Raw genomic sequence first — 15,844 nt, 5'->3', positions numbered from 1 at the left:
GCATTACGGGCGGTATCACTCAGCTCGTAGGCTCACTCGCTGTACGTGGAGTGGCGTGGACCGCCTGCTCGGCGGTCCCCCATGCCCAGGCCCTCGGCCTGCTCCTGCTCCGGACCGCTGCGGTCGACGCCGACAACCCCACCCGCAGTGACAAAGGAGTCCCCTCGTGCTCGATCACGGCCAGGCGCCGCCGCTCACCTCCGAGCCCCCCAGGGCTGCCCACCCCCTGCTGCGCCGCAAGCCGGTGGAACAGCTGGTGGCCGAGGGCGGCCAGGGCGAGGGCGGCGCGCTGAAGCGCTCGCTCACCATGTGGCAGCTGACCATGATCAGCATCGGCGCGACCCTGGGCACCGGCATCTTCGTCGTCCTCGGCGAGGCCACGCCGATCGCCGGTCCGGCCGTCTTCATCGCGTTCATCGTGGCGGGCCTGACCGCACTGTTCTCCGCGCTCTCCTACGCCGAGCTGGCCGGTTCCATACCGGTCTCGGGCTCCTCGTACTCCTACGCCTACGCCACCATGGGCGAGCTCGTCGCCTGGGTCTGCGGCTGGTGCCTGGTCCTGGAGTACGGAGTCTCGGTCGCGGCGGTCGCCGTCGGCTGGGGCCAGTACCTCAACGAGCTGCTCGACGGCACCCTCGGACTCACCATCCCCGAGGGCTTCTCCGCCCCGCTGGGCGAGGGCGGCTACATCAACATGCCCGCGCTCGTCGTGGTGCTGCTCTGCATGGTCTTCCTGCTCCGCGGGGCCAAGGAGAGCGCCCGGATCAACTCGATCATGGTCGGGATCAAGATCGTGACGCTGGTGCTGTTCTGCGTCATCGGCTTCATGGGCATCAAGGCCGGCAACTACACCCCGCTGGCCCCGCTCGGCGTCACCGCCATCAGCACGGCCGCCTCCATGCTCTTCTTCTCCTACATCGGCTTCGACGCCGCCTCCACCGCCGGTGAGGAGGCCAAGAACCCGAAGAAGGACCTGCCGCGCGCGATCATGCTCTCGCTGGCCATCGTCACCGCCCTGTACTGCCTCGTCGCCCTGGTCGCCGTCGGTGCCATGCCGTGGCAGGAGTTCGAGGGCAGCGAGGCCGCCCTGGCCAAGATCATGGAGAACGTCACCGGTCACGCCTTCTGGAGCGTCGTCCTCGCCGCCGGCGCGATCGTCGCGATCGCCAGCGTCGTCTTCGCCGTCCTCTACGGCCAGACCCGCATCCTCTTCGCCATGTCCCGGGACGGCCTGATGCCCAAGGCCTTCGCCAAGGTGGACCCGAAGACCGGCACGCCCCGCGTCAACACGATCATCGTCTGCCTCTTCTGCGGACTCCTGGCCGCCTTCATCCCGCTGGGCGAGCTCGCGAACGCCACCAGCATCGGCACGCTCTTCGCCTTCGGCCTGGTCAACATCGCCGTCGTGATCCTGCGCTACACCCGCCCGGAGATGAACCGCACCTTCAAGGTCATGCTCTTCCCGGTCACCCCGATCCTGGGCTTCCTCTTCTGCGCCTACCTGATGACGCAGCTGCCGGGAATCACCTGGTTGGTCTTCGGTGGCTGGATGGCCGTCGGGCTCGTGATCTACTTCTTCTACGGCATTCGCCGCTCCAGCCTGGCCACTGTGGCCGCCGTGACCGCACCGGTCGCGGAGGCCGCTGAATAGAAGCGATTCACCCCCCGTGCGACTGAACGATCTCGACGAACGCATCGTGCACGCCCTCGCCGAGGACGCCCGCCGCTCCTACGCGGACATCGGCTCCGAGGTCGGACTCTCGGCCCCGGCCGTCAAGCGGCGTGTCGACCGGCTGCGCGCCGAGGGAGCCATCACCGGCTTCACCGTCCGCGTGGACCCCGCCGCGATGGGCTGGGAGACCGAGGGCTTCATCGAGATCTACTGTCGCCACAACACCTCGCCGGACGACATCAGGCGGGGGCTGGAGCGCTATCCCGAGGTGGTGTCCGCGTCGACCGTCACCGGCGACGCGGACGCCCTCGTCCAGATCTTCGCCTCCGACATGCGGCACTTCGAGAGGGTCCTGGAGCGGATCGCGGGCGAGCCCTTCGTGGAGCGCACCAAGTCCGTGCTGGTCCTCTCCCCGCTGCTGCGCCGCTTCACCTCGGGCGCCCCGGCGTAGCGGACCCGTCCGGCCGGCTGGACCCGCCCGGCCCCTTCGGCGCGGTGGCGGCGCTCCTCCTGGCGCGGGAAGGGCGCCGCAGCGCGCGGCGCTCCTCCTCGGTCAGGCCGCCCCACACCCCGAACGGTTCCCGCGTGCGCAGGGCGTGCTCCAGGCACGCCTCGCGCACCGGGCACCCGGCGCAGACCAGCTTCGCGGCCGCGTCCCGCTCGTCCCGGTCCTCGCCCCGCTCGCCCGCGGGATGGAAGAACCGGGTCGAGCCGAGTCCGCGGCAGGCCGCCAGGGACTGCCACTGCCAGTGGTGAAGGGCGGAGCCGGGAAGCCGGGACACGTCGGCCGCGGGGATCCGGGGGGACCCGGGCGTCCGCGGCGGCTGGGTGGGCTGCGCCGGCTGCGCGGGCCGTGTCGTCGGCGCAGCGGTGCTCGGGGCGCTGTGGGGCATGGCGGTTCCTTTCGGGATGCGGCATCGGAGGCTTTCCTCCGCGTCTGACCGCACCGCGCCGCGCCAAACCCCTCCGCGCCAAACCCCTCCGCGCGAAGGCGCCGCCGCAAGCCGGTTGCCGCACGCCGCGGGCGGCCCGTCTACCAGCGCAGGTGCCCGCGCCGGGCCCACTCCCCGGCCAGCAGCCGGTAGGAGCGCACCCGGTCGGCGTGCTCGTGCGTGATCGTGGTGATCAGCAGCTCGTCCGCGCCGGTCGCCTCCCGCAACCGTTCCAGCTGGTCGGCGACGGTGGCCGGGGAGCCGGCGAACTGGGTCTCCACCCGGTCCGCGACCAGCGCGTGGTCCGCCGCAGACCAGTCGCGGGTCAGCGCCCGGGCCTCGTCGGGCGAGGGGAACGGGATCGCGCCCTCACCCGTACGGATGCTGTGCACCCACGGCGCGTACCCGGTGGCCAGCTCCCGGGCCTCCGCGTCGCTGGGCGCCACCACCACATCGGCGGACACGCTCAGGTACGGCCGGTCCAGCCCGTCCGGCCCGGCCGAGGGCTTGAAGGCCGCCCGGTACGCCTCGGCCGCCTCCAGTACGCCCGCCGGGCTGACGTGGTAGTTCGCCGTGAACCGCAGCCCGCCCGCGCCGGCCGTCTCCGCGCTCACCCCGGCACTGCTGCCCAGCACCCACACCTGCACCGCGGCGCCCTCACCGGGCACGGCGTGCGCCTCCACCCCGCCCGCCGAGCGGTACTCCCCGCGCAACAGGGCCAGTACGTCGCCCACTTGACCCGAGTACTCCTCGGACTCGGCCCCCGGCAGGAGCAGCAGCCGGCGCTGGAGCGCGAAGCGGGGGTGGTCGCGCAGGTGGGCGAAGGAGAACGGCTTCGGAATGCGCAGCCCGTTCGCCGTCGTGTACGCGACCGGTGGCTCCCCGGTCCGGACCGGCGGGCCGCCCGCCGAACGGCCCAGGCCCAGGTCGATCCGCCCCGGGTGCACCGCGTCCAGCAGGCCGAACTCCTCGACGGTCGACAGCGCCGTGCGGTGCCCGAGCTGGACCGCGCCCGAGCCGATCCGGATCGTGGAGGTGGCCGAGGCGGTCAGCGCCAGGACCACGGCGGGCGAGGTCCCCGCGACACCCGCATTGAGGTGGTGCTCGGCGAACCAGTAGCGGGCGTAGCCGAACCGCTCGGCCTGCCGGGCCAGGTCGACACTGCCGCGCAGGGCCTCGGCCGCCGTGGAGCCGGACGATATCGGGACGAGGTCGAGGACCCCGAGAGGGAAGCCGGACATGCTGGTCTCCTCAGCGGTGAGCGGGTGCGAGGGCGCGGGCGCGGGGCGCCGCGAGCCCGAGGTGGTCGCGCAGGGTCGGGCCGTCGTACTCGCGGCGGAACACCCCGCGCTCCTGGAGCAGCGGCACGACGGTGTCGGCGAAGACGTCGAGCCCGCCGGGCGTCAGGTGCGGCACCAGGATGAAGCCGTCGGCCGCGTCCGCCTGGACCAGGCCGTCGATGGCCTGGGCCACGGTGAGCGGCGAGCCGTCGAAGGACTGCCGGCCGGTGGTCTCGATGACCAGCTCCCGGATCGACAGGCCCCGGGCGGTGGCCAGTTCGCGCCACTCCCGCGCGACGGCCACCGGATCCCGGTTCATGCGCACGCTCGCCCGCCCCAGCGCGATGGTGTTCTCGCCGGGCTCCGGATCGATCTCCGGCAGCGGCCCGTCCGGGTCGTATCCCGACAGGTCCCGGTTCCACACGTGCTCCAGGTACTTGATCGCGGTGGCCCCGCTGACCTGCTTGAGCCGTACCTCGTGGGCCAGCTCCCGCGCCTCGGCGTCGGTGTCGCCGAGTACGAACGTCGCCGCCGGCAGGATCTTCAGCTCGTCGGGGGTGCGCCCGTAGCGGGCCAGCCGCCCCTTGACGTCCGCGTAGAAGGCGCGGCCCTCCTCCAGCGTTCCGTACCGGCCGAAGATGGCGTCGGCGGAGGCCGCGGCGAACTCCCGGCCCTCGTCGGAATCGCCCGCCTGGAAGACGACCGGCCGCCCCTGGGGGCTGCGCGGCACGTTGAAGTGCCCGGAGATGTCGAACTGCCTGCCCCGGTGGGCGAACGCGCCCGGGCCCGCGTCCCGCAGGAACTCCCCGGACACCGGGTCGGCGAGGACCTCCCCGCCGTCCCACGAGTCGAACAGCTCGTGCGCGGTGTCCAGGAACTCCCGGGCCCGCTCGTAGCGTTCCTCGCGCGGCAGGAAGCCGCCGCGCCGGAAGTTCTCCCCGGTGAAGGCGTCCCAGGACGTGACCACGTTCCAGGCGGCCCGGCCGCCCGACAGGTGGTCGAGGGAAGCGAACTGGCGTGCCACCTCGTACGGTTCGTTGAAGGTGGAGTTGATGGTGCCGGTCAGTCCCAGGTGCTCGGTGACGGCGGCGAGCGCCGCCAGCACGGTGAAGGTGTCGGGCCGGCCCACCACGTCCAGGTCGTAGATCTCGCCGCCCTGTTCGCGCAGGCGCAGACCCTCGGCGAGGAAGAGGAAGTCGAACTTCGCGCGTTCGGCGGTCTGCGCGAAGTGGACGAAGGAATCGAATTCGATCTGGCTCCCGGCGGCCGGGTCACTCCACACGGTGGTGCTGTTGACCCCCGGGAAATGCGCCGCGAGATGGATCTGCTTGAGCGGCTTGCTCATGGCTGCTGTCGTCCTTCCGGGGTGATCAGGCGGCGGCGGGGGCGGTGGGTGAAGCGGGGGCGTCCGGGCCGGGGGCGTAGCGGTTCGCGGGGCGGGCCAGCCCCAGCAGGCCGCGGAGCGAGGAGGCCTCGTAGGCCTGCCGGAACGCCCCGCGCCGCTGGAGCTCGGGGACCAGGCCGCGGGTGATCGCGGGGAGGTCGTGGGCGAGCACCCCCGGGCGCAGCCGGAAGCCGGTCAGCCCGGCCTCCCGCCACTCCAGCAGCAGGTCCGCGAGGAGCTCCGGGGTCCCCGCGAAGACCCGGGCGTCACTCGTGTACGCGGCCCCGTGCGCGGCGTCCAGTCGCTGGAGCCGGCGCTCCGCCGCCTCCGGCTTCTCGTCGAGGAAGACCGTCAGCTCGCCGAACACGTGCGGGGTCCGGGGAAGCGCGGCGACGGCGGCGCGCGCCTCGTCGGCGTCGCGAGCGGTCACGTAGCCGATGTCGGTCGCCCGCGCCAGGAAGGGGTACACCGCGGCATCGGCGGCGAGTGCGCTGACCGGGGGCAGGCCCTGCGGCGGCCGAGGGGTGATCGAGGGCCCCTTGACGCTGAAATGGCGGCCCTCGAAGTCGATGTAGTGCAGCTTGGCGCGGTCGACGAAGCGGCCCGTGGCCGCGTCGCGGATCTCGGCGTCGTCCTCCCAGCTGTCCCACAACCGCCGCACCACCTCGACGTGGTCGGCGGCCTCCCCGTACAGCTCGGTGGCGCCGCCGCCCGCCGCGCGCCGCCCGAAGTGGCGCACCTCGTCGGCCCGTTCGGAGATCTGGATCCGAAGCCCGGCCCGCCCGCGGCTGACGTAGTCCAGGGTGGCGAGCGCCTTGGAGACGTGGAACGGCTCGGTGTGGGTGGCCACCACGCTCGGCACCAGCCCGATGTGCCGGCTCAGCGGGGCCACCCGGGCGGCGACCAGCACCGCGTCGAGCCGACCCCGCACCAGGTCGGTGCGGCCGTCGGGCCCGTCCGGGTCGGTGGACTGCAGGCTCAGCGAGTCCTCGAAGGTGACGAAGTCCAGCAGGCCGTGCTCGGCCTCGGCGACGAGCGCCGCCCAGTAGCCGGCGGTGAACAACCGGTCGGCGTCCGCGCCCGGTTCGCGCCAGGCGGCGGGATGCCAGCCCGCGCCGTCGAGGGCGACGGCGAGGTGGAGCGGTGCGGGGGAACGGGTCGGGGCGGGGGAGTGGGAAGGGCGCACGGGCATGGCGGAACTGCCTCCTGATCGGGCGGCGCGGCGAAGGGCGGAGCGGATCGCGGAACGCTGATCAGGAACGACAGAGGGAGGCGGCGACGCGCAGGAGGTCGATGTGCGCGCGGGAGTGCAGCCGGACGGTGCGGCGCGGGATGACGGCTTCGCCGCCTGTTCGTACGGTCATGCCGGGCCACCCCCCTCGCGTTTCGGTCGTTCTTCCGACGCTAGGCCAGGCGGGACCCGGTCACAACGGATGGAATGTCAATCCGTGTTAATCCTTCGTGTCGGGCGTGCGAACCCCGATGAAGACCGGCTCGCGGCGCAGGGTGAACCCCATCGACAGGTAGAGCCCTATGGCGGAGGTGTTCTCCGCCGCCGCGTGCAGGAAGGGGTCGTCGCCGCGCTCGCGGACGGCGGCCGCGACCGCGCGGATCAGCCGCCCGGCGAGCCCCTCGCCGCGGTGGCCGGGGTGCGTGCACACCGCGCTGATCTCCGACCAGCCCGGCGGCCGCATCCGCTCGCCGGCCATCGCGACGAGCACTCCGCCCCGGCGGATCCCCAGGTAGGTGCCCAGCTCTACGGTGCGCCGGCCGAACGGTCCGGGCCGGGTCAGTTCGACCAGCTCCAGCATCTCCGGCACGTCGGCGGGCCCCAGCAGGACCGCCTCCGGCTCCTCCTCGGCCCGCACCGCCCGGCCGTCCAGCTGTACGCCCGGCACCGACATCAGGGTCTCCCAGCCCGCGGGCGGTGTCGGCAGCCCGGTCAGCCACACCTCCTGGCCGGGACCGACGAGCCCGGCCAGGTCGGCCCAGGCGTGCGGATCCTCCGGGTCGGCGAGCGCGGCGAAGGGGGATACGCCGGCCCCGTAGCGGGCGGCGAGCCCGGCCGGCCCGGTCTCGGCGAAGTCCCGGTGCGGGCCGTCGAGCGCCGCCCAGACGGGATTGTCGAGGACAGCGTCGGGCCGGGACTGACGGGACATCGGGGGGAGCTTCCTTCCGAACGGCGCACGCACTCCTGCGGGCACTCTTGACGGCCCCTGGCGGTGCCACGAGACTGCGAACGCCAGCCTAACGGGGGTCGCGGACACGAGGGGGGCCCGGTGGATCAGCTCACCGCTCCACTCGCCACCCCACCCGCCGCCCCGCTGCGCCGCTCCTGGCTCACCCGCCGGCTCCACATCGATCTCCTCCGCGTCTGCAGTGCCACGGCCCCGGCCCTCTGAGGCCCCGCCGAGCACGCGCACCTTCACCGACAGCCGAGGAGCACCCATGTCGCACACCCACGTCGAGACGCCCGCCCACACGCTGTGTCCCTCCCGGGCCCGCGGCCGCGCCCAGAGCCAGGGCGGGACCCCGGCTCCGGTCCGGGCCGCGGTCCCGGCCCCCGCCCCGGCCCTGCTCCAGACCCCGGCCCTGCTCCAGACCCCGGCCCGGACCCGGCCCCGGTCCGAGGGGGTGCTGCGGGGCCGGATCGGTGCCGGGTTCTCGCCCGTCCCGAACCGGTACCGGCTCTACGTCGCCGCCGACGACTGTCCGAGCTGCCTCGGCGTCACCGCCGCCCTCACCGGCCTGGGACTGCGGGACTCGGTCGCGCTGACCGTCCTGCGCCCGGGCTCCGAGGGGCAGGAGGCGCTGCGCCGGGCCTACGAGGCCTCCGGACACCACCACGACGGCCCGCTCACGGTCCCCGCCCTCTGCGACGGCTGGAGCGGTCGGGTCGTCTCCAACCACACCGCCGACATCCTGGAAGACCTGCGCCGACTGAGCGCGCACCCGGCCTTCCGCACGGCCCCGTAGAACGCCCGCACGGGCCTTTCGGGCCTTCGGTACGGCCTCCGCGCAACGAATCGCCGCGTACGCCCGCCAATACGCAACGAATCGATGCGCGGAGCGCAACGGTCACGGCTTGTCCGGATCGAACGCGCGAACGTACCGTCTAAGGACCCCCACCCCTCCTGCCACAGAGGTACGCCCATGCCCCCGCTGCGCACCGCCCTCCTCCAGAGTTCCGGACGGCTCGGTGACACCGCCGACAACCTGAAGGCCCTCGAGGAGGCCGCGGCACGCGCCGCACAGGCGGGAGCAGGGCTCCTCGTGACTTCGGAGATGTTCCTGACCGGCTACGCGCTCGAGGTCGAGGACATCACCCGGCTCGCCGAGCCGGCCGACGGCATGTCCGCCCGTGCCATCGGCGAGATCGCCCGCCGCCACGCGGTGGCAGTGCTCTACGGCTACCCCGAGCGCGACGGCGAGACCGTCTACAACGCGGCGCAGCTCATCGGCCCCGACGGGGACCGGCTGGCGAACTACCGCAAGACCCACCTGTTCGGCGGCTTCGAGCAGGAAGCCTTCGCCCCCGGCGACACCGTCGTGGTCCAGGCGGAGCTGGGCGGACTCCGCATCGGCCTGATGATCTGCTACGACGTGGAGTTCCCCGAGAACGTCCGGGCGCACGCGCTCGCCGGCACCGACCTCCTCCTGGTGCCGACGGCGCAGATGCACCCGTTCCAGTTCGTCGCCGAACAGCTGGTCCCCGTACGGGCCTTCGAGAACCAGATGTACATCGCGTACGTCAACCGCACCGGCCCGGAGGGCGAGTTCGAGTTCGTCGGCCTCAGCTGCCTGGCGAGCCCCGACGGGGTCACCCGGACCCGGGCCGGCCGCGGCGAGGAGCTGGTGTTCGGCGAGGCCGACCCCGAGCTGCTGCGGGCATCGCGCGAGACGAACCCGTACCTGCGCGACCGCCGCCCCGGTCTGTACGCCTCCCTCGTCTGACCCGGCCGCGCAGCACCCCCCCGCCTGACCTTCCCCCCTGCCCCACCCCGCTAGGAGTCGTACCCCATGACGTCCACGGTGCCCACCACCGCCGTCCCGCACAGCGACGGTCAGCCGCCGATCACGATGTTCGGTCCGGACTTCCCCTACGCGTACGACGACTTCCTCGCGCACCCGGCGGGCCTCGGCCAGATACCGGCGACCGAGCACGGCACCGAGGTCGCGGTCATCGGCGGCGGGCTGTCCGGCATCATCTCCGCGTACGAGCTGATGAAGATGGGCCTCAAGCCCGTCGTCTACGAGGCGGACCAGATCGGTGGCCGGCTGCGCACCGTCGGCTTCGAGGGCGCCGGCACCGAGGGGCTGACCGCGGAGATGGGCGCCATGCGCTTCCCGCCGTCCTCCACCGCCCTCCAGCACTACATCGACCTCGTCGGCCTGGTGACGGAGCCCTTCCCGAACCCGCTCGCCGAGGCCACCCCCTCCACGGTCGTCGACCTCAAGGGCGAGACCCACTACGCCGAGACCATCGCCGACCTCCCGCAGGTCTACCGCGACGTGTCCGCCGCGTGGAACGCCTGCCTGGACGAGGGCGCCGACTTCTCCGACATGAACACCGCGATGCGCGAGCGGGACGTCCCGCGCATCCGCGAGATCTGGGCGAAGCTCGTCGAGAAGCTCGACGACGAGACCTTCTACGGGTTCCTCTGCAAGTCCGAGGCCTTCAAGTCCTTCCGCAAGCGGGAGATCTTCGGGCAGGTCGGCTTCGGCACGGGCGGCTGGGACACCGACTTCCCGAACTCCATCCTGGAGATCCTGCGCGTCGTCTACACCGAGGCCGACGACCACCACCGCGGCATCGTGGGCGGTTCGCAGCAGCTCCCGCTGCGCATGTGGGACCGCGAGCCCGGGAAGATAGTGCACTGGGCCCAGGGCACCTCGCTCTCCTCCCTGCACGGGGGCGCGCCGCGTCCGGCGGTGACCCGCCTGCACCGCACGGCGGGCAACCGCATCACCGTGACGGACGCCTCCGGCGACATCCGTACGTACCGCGCGGCGATCTTCACGGCCCAGTCGTGGATGCTGCTCTCGAAGATCGCGTGCGACGACACGCTCTTCCCGATCGACCACTGGACGGCGATCGAGCGCACGCACTACATGGAGTCCTCCAAGCTCTTCATCCCCGTCGACCGGCCGTTCTGGCTGGACAAGGACGAGGAGACGGGCCGCGACGTCATGTCGATGACCCTGACCGACCGCATGACCCGCGGCACCTACCTCCTGGACAACGGCCCGGACAAGCCGGCCGTCATCTGCCTCTCGTACACGTGGTGCGACGACAGCCTGAAATGGCTGCCGCTGTCCGCGAACGAGCGGATGGAGGTCATGCTGAAGTCGCTCGGGGAGATCTACCCGAAGGTCGACATCCGCCGTCACGTCATCGGCAACCCGGTGACCGTGTCGTGGGAGAACGAGCCGTACTTCATGGGCGCGTTCAAGGCCAACCTGCCGGGCCACTACCGCTACCAGCGGCGCCTGTTCACCCACTTCATGCAGGACCGCCTCCCCGAGGACAAGCGCGGCATCTTCCTCGCGGGCGACGACATCTCCTGGACGGCGGGCTGGGCGGAGGGCGCGGTGCAGACGGCGCTGAACGCGGTCTGGGGCGTCATGCACCACCTCGGCGGCTCCACGGACGCCACCAACCCCGGCCCGGGCGACGTCTACGACGAGATCGCCCCGGTCGAGCTCCCGGAGGACTGACCCCTCCCGGCCACGGCTCCCGGGCCGGGCCCCAAGACGCGGGCCGCCCCCGCGCGCGCGAGCGCGGAGGCGGCCCGTTCCCATGTCCGCGGCCGGCGCCGCCCTACCGGGCCATGGCCGCACGGACCCCGCCCGGAAGCGGCACCGAGTCCGAGGCGCACGGCTCCGCGGAGCGAGGTCAGCCCGTCGGCGTCAGCAGGCAGCGGCCCACCAGGCCGACTCCCGCGTCCAGGGACTCGGTGAACTCCTCCGCGAGATCGGGGGAGCGGCGCAGCGACCACAGCAGGCGGGCCGAGGCCCAGGCCCCCGCGCGGGCCCGCTCCAGGCTCCACGCGCCGAGCAGGTGCGTCAGGGGATCGGCGACCTCCAGGAGGTCCGGCCCCGGCATCAGGTCCTCCCGGATGTGTTCCTCCAGGGAGACCAGGGTGTCCCCGACCCGGTCGAAGTCCGCTTCGAGCGCGGCCGGTTCGCAGTCCAGGGTGCGGCAGGTGGAGACCACCGCCAGCGCCAGGTCGTGGCCGATGTGCGCGTTGATCCCGGCCAGGGCGTGCTGGAGCGGCCGGATCCCGGGGTGGCGGCGGTACTGGAGCAGCGGCCGCCAGCACGCCGGGGCCCGGTCCGCCTCCACCGCCGTCAGATAGCGCTCGGCGAAGCGGACGCTGAGCGCCTCCGCCCTGCGCGGGGAGGGGAACGCGCCGTGCGAGATCCGCTCGTGCAGCGTCTGCGTCACCGTGAGGTACACCCGGTTGAAGACGGCGACGCCGTCCCGCTCGGGGAGCCTCTCGTCCAGGGCGCGCATCCGCGCCAGCACCGCTTCCATGGGGACCATGAGCGCAGCGTCCCAGCCGCGGGCCGGGATCAGGGGAACTTGGCCGTAGGCTTCGCCGGTTCGGGCGAAACTACGTCAACCCCGCTTGTCCCCGGGCCCCCCGGCTGCCCGCTCCGCGTCCCCGCCGGTCGTACCGTCCGCCGTGTCGTCGTACGCCGACGTACCCGCGTCCAGCAGCGGCTCCTGCTGCTTCATGTGCGCCGGAGCGAAGTAGCGCAGCGCGTGGTAGCCCGTGATGACGACGATCGTGCCGAGCGCGATCCCGCCCAGTTCGAAGCTGTCGCTGATGTGCAGCTGGACCCCGCCGACGCCGATGATGATGCCGGCCGCGGCGGGCACCAGGTTCAGCGGATTGCGCAGGTCCACCCGGCCGTTGATCCAGATCTGCGCGCCGAGCAGGCCGATCATGCCGTACAGGATCACGGTGATCCCGCCCAGCACCCCGCCGGGGATCGCGGCGACGACCGCGCCGAACTTGGGGCACAGGCCGAAGAGGAGCGCGAAGCCGGCCGCCGCCCAGTAGGCCGCCGTGGAGTAGACGCGGGTGGCCGCCATGACCCCGATGTTCTCGGAGTACGTGGTGTTCGGCGGGCCGCCGAGCGCGGTGGAGAGCATCGACGCGGCGCCGTCGGCCGCGATGGCGGTGCCGAGCTTGTCGTCGAGCGGGTCACCGGTCATCTCGCCGACGGCCTTGATGTGCCCGGCGTTCTCCGCGATCAGCGCGATGACCACCGGCAGGGCGATCAGGATCGCCGACCACTCGAAGGCCGGCGCGTGGAAGGCCGGCAGCCCGATCCAGTCGGCCCTGGCGACCCCCGACAGGTCGAGCCGCCAGTGGTCGACGGCCTCCGGGCCGCCCACCGTGGAGTGGATCCGGCCGAAGAGCAGGTCGAAGACCCAGGAGATGCCGTACCCGAAGATCAGGCCGAGGAAGATCGCGATGCGCGACCAGAAGCCCCGCAGGCAGACCACGGACAGTCCGGTGAACGCCATGGTCAGCAACGCCGTCCACTGGTCCTGCGGCCAGTACGTGGACGCCGTCACCGGCGCCAGGTTGAAGCCGATCAGCATCACGACCGCGCCCGTCACCACCGGCGGCATCGCCGCGTGGATGATCCGCGCCCCGAACCGCTGGACGGCCAGACCCGTCAGGAACAGCGCCGCGCCGACCACGAACACCGCGCCCGTGACGGTCGCACTGGTCCCGCCGCCCGCCCTGATCGCCGCCGCGACGCCCACGAAGGAGAGCGAACAGCCCAGGTAGGAGGGGACCCGGCCGCGCGTCGCGAGCAGGAAGATGACCGTGGCGACACCCGACATCATGATCGCGAGGTTCGGGTCCAGGCCCATCAGGACCGGCGCGACGAAACTCGCCCCGAACATCGCCACGACGTGCTGGGCGCCCAGCCCGGCGGTCCGCGGCCACGACAGCCGCTCGTCCGGCCGCACCACCGCGCCGGGGGCGGGGGTGCGCCCGTCTCCGTGCAGGGTCCAGCGCACGCCGAGGCCCATGTTCCACCGCTTCCGTTCATTGTCCGACGGTCAGGTCAAGCTACGAGGCCGCAGGCGGCCAGGCGATATATTACGGCCGGATAGCAGCAGGTTCGTCCCGGTTGGCGGCCGCGCTCCCCGCAGCCGGCGGCCGCTGCCTCAGTACCGTCGCCCCCGCGATCAGCGCGAACGACAGCAGCGTGACCAGCCCGAACGACACCACCAGTGAGGTCGCGTCGGCCACCGCGCCGATCGCCGACGGGGCGATCAGCCCCGAGGTGTACGTGATCGTCGCGACACCCGCGATGGCTTGCGCCGGGGCCGGACCGCTGCGCGCGGCGGCCGCGAAGGCCAGCGGGACCACCACCGCGATGCCGAGCCCGATCAACCCGAACCCCGCCAGGGCCCCGGCGGGATGCCGGACCGTGATCACGAGCAGTCCGCCCGCCGTGGCCAGCGCACCGCCCGCGCGGACCGTGCGTACGGCCCCGAACCGGTCCACGACCTTGTCCCCGGCGAGCCGGGCGAGCGCCATCGTGAGCGCGAAGGCGGTGGTCGAGGCGGCGGCGAGCCCGGCGTCCGTGTGCAGCACGTCCCGCAGGTACACCGCGGACCAGTCCATGCTCGCGCCCTCCGCGAAGACCGCGCAGAAGCCGATCGCCCCGATGAACAGCGCGGACTTCGGCGGCAGCGCGAAGTGCGGCGGAGCCTCCCCCTCGGCGTCGGTGCGCAGGTCCAGGACGCCCCGTACGGCGAGCAGCCCGGCCGCCGTCAGGGCGATCGCGGCGATCAGGTGGTGCAGACGGGCATCGGCGCCCGCGTGCGCGGCGACCGTACCGGCCGCCGAGCCGATCAGGGCCCCCACGCTCCACATGCCGTGCAGCGAGGACATGATCGAGCGCTTCAGCCGGTTCTCGGTCTCCACGCCCAGCGCGTTCATCGCGACGTCCGCCATGCCGGCGGTGGCCCCGTAGACGAAGAGCACGAAGCAGAGCGTCACCAGGTTCGGGGCGAGGCTCGGCAGGACGAGGGAGAGCGTCCACAGCGACAGCAGCACGCGCAGCGCGGTGCGGGCGCCGAGCCGGTGGTTGATCCGCCCGGCCAGCGGCATCGCGATAGCCGCGCCGAGTGCGGGGAAGGCGAGGGCCAGACCCAGGGTGCCCGCGCTGAGCTGTGCGTGGTCCTGGATCCACGGGATGCGGGTGGCGAAGGAGCCGGTGACCGCGCCGTGTGCGCAGAAGACGCCGGCGATGGCGAAGCGGGCTTGGCGCAGTCGCGCCGGGCTGAGTGCGGGGTCCCCTGTCATGCACGTAAACTATCAGGGACCCTGCCTGATGGTTAAGCCCCCGGAACTCCTAGGATGGGCGCCGTGACTCCTGCCAAGGCCCTGACCGCCAGCACCGCGCCGTCCCCCGCCTCGCCGAGCACGGCCCGGGCCATCAACGACCGCCTCGCGCTCCGACTGCTCCAGGAGGAAGGCCCGCTGACGGCCACCCAGCTCAAGGAGCTGACCGGCCTGTCCCGCCCCTCCGTCGCCGACCTGGTGGAACGCCTCGCCGGCGCCGGACTGATCGAGGTCGTCGGGGAATCCGGCGAACAGCGGCGCGGCCCCAACGCCCGGCTCTACGGGATCGTCGCGCGGCGGGCCTACCTCGCGGCGCTCGACGTACGGACGGACAGCGCGACGGCCGTCGTCGCCGACCTCCTCGGGCGGCCGCTGGCACAGGCGGCGCTCCCCGTGGACGCGGTGGACGACGCGGTGGACCGGCTGGAGGGGCTCGCCCGGGAGGCGGGCGCGGACCGGCTGCACACGGTGGTGATCGGAGCGCCGGGGCTGGTGGCACCGGGCACCGGGGAGCTGCGCGACACCGCCGGCCTGCCCGCCTGGCACCGGGACCTGGTGGCGGCGGTGCAGCGGAGACTGCCGGCGGTGGTCCTGGTGGAGAACGAGACCAACCTGGCGGCGCTGGCCGAACAGCGGGTCGGGGCGGCGCGGGACGTGGACTCCTTCGTCCTGCTGTGGCTCAGCGAGGGGGTCGGCGCGGCGGTGGTCCTGGACGGCCGGCTGCGCCGGGGCGCCTCCGGCGGGGCGGGGGAGATCGGCTTCCTGCCGGTGCCCGGGACGGGCGGCCTGCCGTCCGCCACGAACTGCGAAGGCGGCTTCCACGCGCTGGCGGGGCGCGGTGCGGTGGCCGCGCTCGCCGTCGAGCACGGCTTCGGCGGATCCGTCGAGGAGGCGGTCGCGGGCGCGGCCGGGCCGGCCTTCCTCGACGCGCTGGCCGAGCGGCTGGCCCTCGGGGCGGCGGCGGTCGCGGCGATCCTGGACCCCGGCTGCGTCGTGCTCGGCGGGGAGCTCGGGCGCGCGGGCGGGCCGGCCCTGGCCGCACTCGTCGCCGACCGGCTCACCTCCCTGAGCCCGGTCCCGCTGGCCGTCCGCGCGACCGCCCTCGGTGACCCGGCGGTCCTCACGGGCGCCCGCCTGGCGGCCCGGGAGGCGGCCCAGGCAGTGCTGTTCGGCTGAGCCCCGCCGGCCCCCGC

At 73.1% G+C, this 15,844-nt stretch carries 15 protein-coding genes; 7 read left to right on the top strand and 8 right to left on the bottom strand.

Translation table 11 applies throughout. The annotated features are described in order from the left end of the window. Positions 1 to 166: 166 nt before the first annotated feature. Both OG389_RS06905 and OG389_RS06900 read left to right on the top strand, forming a co-directional pair. On the top strand, positions 167 to 1,651 hold the full coding sequence (locus OG389_RS06905; RefSeq protein WP_328297577.1) for an amino acid permease: 1,485 nt from the start codon (positions 167 to 169) through the stop codon (positions 1,649 to 1,651). 16 nt (positions 1,652 to 1,667) lie between these two features. Next, positions 1,668 to 2,123: an Lrp/AsnC family transcriptional regulator gene (locus tag OG389_RS06900; RefSeq protein ID WP_030027017.1), complete on the top strand. Its 456-nt coding sequence runs from the start codon at positions 1,668 to 1,670 to the stop codon at positions 2,121 to 2,123. Here OG389_RS06900 and OG389_RS06895 read toward each other — a convergent pair. The 5 genes from OG389_RS06895 to OG389_RS06875 form a co-directional block, all read right to left on the bottom strand. Then, positions 2,101 to 2,469, bottom strand: coding sequence for a WhiB family transcriptional regulator (locus OG389_RS06895; RefSeq protein WP_328303570.1), 369 nt, complete (start codon positions 2,467 to 2,469; stop codon positions 2,101 to 2,103). The genes OG389_RS06900 and OG389_RS06895 overlap by 23 nt on opposite strands. Positions 2,470 to 2,705: 236 nt before the next feature. Continuing rightward, on the bottom strand, positions 2,706 to 3,845 hold the full coding sequence (locus OG389_RS06890) for an LLM class flavin-dependent oxidoreductase (RefSeq protein ID WP_328297576.1): 1,140 nt from the start codon (positions 3,843 to 3,845) through the stop codon (positions 2,706 to 2,708). 10 nt (positions 3,846 to 3,855) lie between these two features. After that, positions 3,856 to 5,229 carry an NtaA/DmoA family FMN-dependent monooxygenase gene (locus OG389_RS06885; RefSeq protein ID WP_328297575.1) on the bottom strand — a complete coding sequence of 458 codons (1,374 nt, stop codon included), beginning with the start codon at positions 5,227 to 5,229 and terminating at the stop codon, positions 3,856 to 3,858. 25 nt (positions 5,230 to 5,254) lie between these two features. Continuing rightward, positions 5,255 to 6,460, bottom strand: a complete 1,206-nt coding sequence (locus OG389_RS06880) for an LLM class flavin-dependent oxidoreductase (protein WP_328297574.1) — start codon at positions 6,458 to 6,460, stop codon at positions 5,255 to 5,257. 259 nt (positions 6,461 to 6,719) lie between these two features. Further along, positions 6,720 to 7,427: a GNAT family N-acetyltransferase gene (locus OG389_RS06875; RefSeq protein ID WP_328297573.1), complete on the bottom strand. Its 708-nt coding sequence runs from the start codon at positions 7,425 to 7,427 to the stop codon at positions 6,720 to 6,722. Between the two features lie 120 nt (positions 7,428 to 7,547). On the opposite strand from OG389_RS06875, the gene OG389_RS06870 reads away from it, so the two are divergent. From OG389_RS06870 to OG389_RS06855, 4 genes are all read left to right on the top strand, one after another. Beyond that, entirely contained in the window at positions 7,548 to 7,670 is a 123-nt protein-coding gene (locus tag OG389_RS06870) for a hypothetical protein (protein WP_328297572.1), read from the top strand. Positions 7,671 to 7,716: 46 nt separating this feature from the next. Beyond that, positions 7,717 to 8,244, top strand: coding sequence for a hypothetical protein (locus OG389_RS06865; protein ID WP_328297571.1), 528 nt, complete (start codon positions 7,717 to 7,719; stop codon positions 8,242 to 8,244). A gap of 177 nt (positions 8,245 to 8,421) precedes the next feature. Beyond that, positions 8,422 to 9,222, top strand: coding sequence for a carbon-nitrogen hydrolase family protein (locus OG389_RS06860; protein WP_328297570.1), 801 nt, complete (start codon positions 8,422 to 8,424; stop codon positions 9,220 to 9,222). 66 nt (positions 9,223 to 9,288) lie between these two features. Continuing rightward, a complete protein-coding gene (locus OG389_RS06855) occupies positions 9,289 to 10,986 on the top strand; it encodes a flavin monoamine oxidase family protein (protein ID WP_328297569.1) in 1,698 nt (565 codons plus the stop codon). A 178-nt stretch (positions 10,987 to 11,164) separates the two neighbouring features. On the opposite strand, the gene OG389_RS06850 is transcribed toward OG389_RS06855, so the two are convergent. From OG389_RS06850 to OG389_RS06840, 3 genes are all read right to left on the bottom strand, one after another. Continuing rightward, complete coding sequence (locus OG389_RS06850; RefSeq protein WP_328297568.1) at positions 11,165 to 11,815, bottom strand: DUF5995 family protein; 651 nt, start codon at positions 11,813 to 11,815, stop codon at positions 11,165 to 11,167. 75 nt (positions 11,816 to 11,890) lie between these two features. After that, complete coding sequence (locus OG389_RS06845) at positions 11,891 to 13,327, bottom strand: uracil-xanthine permease family protein (protein ID WP_328297567.1); 1,437 nt, start codon at positions 13,325 to 13,327, stop codon at positions 11,891 to 11,893. A 70-nt stretch (positions 13,328 to 13,397) separates the two neighbouring features. Beyond that, positions 13,398 to 14,612 carry an MFS transporter gene (locus OG389_RS06840; protein ID WP_328297566.1) on the bottom strand — a complete coding sequence of 405 codons (1,215 nt, stop codon included), beginning with the start codon at positions 14,610 to 14,612 and terminating at the stop codon, positions 13,398 to 13,400. Between the two features lie 54 nt (positions 14,613 to 14,666). Between OG389_RS06840 and OG389_RS06835 the strand changes: the two genes are divergently transcribed. Next, the gene (locus tag OG389_RS06835; RefSeq protein WP_328297565.1) at positions 14,667 to 15,827 is read left to right on the top strand and encodes an ROK family transcriptional regulator; all 1,161 of its coding nucleotides are present in this window, start codon (positions 14,667 to 14,669) and stop codon (positions 15,825 to 15,827) included. Positions 15,828 to 15,844 lie beyond the last annotated feature (17 nt).

The organism is Streptomyces sp. NBC_00435, from assembly GCF_036014235.1.
In the GTDB taxonomy this organism is placed as follows: Bacteria; Actinomycetota; Actinomycetes; order Streptomycetales; family Streptomycetaceae; genus Streptomyces.
This window is presented reverse-complemented; position numbering and strand designations above follow the sequence as displayed.